At 34.0% G+C, this 808-nt stretch carries 2 tRNA genes; one reads left to right on the plus strand and one right to left on the minus strand.

The features are described from left to right. Nucleotides 1–138 precede the first annotated feature (138 nt). Nucleotides 139–223 (minus strand) — tRNA-Ser (locus ACFRAE_RS17705). A gap of 354 nt (nucleotides 224–577) precedes the next feature. Between ACFRAE_RS17705 and ACFRAE_RS17710 the strand changes: the two genes are divergently transcribed. Next, nucleotides 578–651: transfer RNA gene (locus tag ACFRAE_RS17710), tRNA-Arg, on the plus strand. Nucleotides 652–808: the final 157 nt, after the last annotated feature.

Consider the following 808-nt stretch of genomic DNA (forward strand, 5'->3'; position numbering starts at 1 on the left):
TGCAAGGTGGTATATCGTTTAAAAATGCTAAACTAAGAATTATTTAATACTCCCCCCAACTTTTCGGTATGATCCATTATCTGCAGATAAAATGTCAATAAACAAAAAAGCAGCTTATAAAAGCTGCTTTTTTGTTTGCGGAGAGTGAGGGATTCGAACCCCCGAACCTGTGACAGTTAACAGTTTTCAAGACTGCCGCATTCGACCACTCTGCCAACTCTCCGCGACAAAAGTACAAATTCTATGCGGTTCTCCAAATTAAATGTGAAAAATTTTATCCATAAATAGGCTACCACGAACCAATCAGATTGATTTTTAAAGATTTATACCTACAAAAAACAATTAAAAATTTTAGCCGTATACCCATTTAAAAAATTAATCTACCTCAATCATAATTGAAAAACTAAAATTTAAGTATTTACGAGCAGGAGCCCTAAACTAGCTAAGGCTGAAACCGGAAACATTGTAAATGAAAATATGTAATTGGTTGGCAATAAGTTAATGGATAAATAATAAAAAAAACACAATTTATTTTGGTTTTCACCATCATTTACCTACTTTTGCTTCACTAAAACAGGCGCCAATAGCTCAGCTGGATAGAGCAACGGTTTTCTAAACCGTAGGTCTTAGGTTCGAACCCTAATTGGCGTACTAAAAACCCGATTTAATTTATTTAAATCGGGTTTTTTATTGATGTCTTGCCTAAAAATATTTCCAGACAGCCTAATTCCAGGATCATACCGAAAAGTTGGGGGGAGTATTAAATAATTCTTAGTTTAGCATTTTTAAACGATATACCACCTTGCAA

This window comes from Sphingobacterium sp. HJSM2_6 (genome assembly GCF_049316305.1).
Lineage (GTDB): Bacteria > Bacteroidota > Bacteroidia > Sphingobacteriales > Sphingobacteriaceae > Sphingobacterium.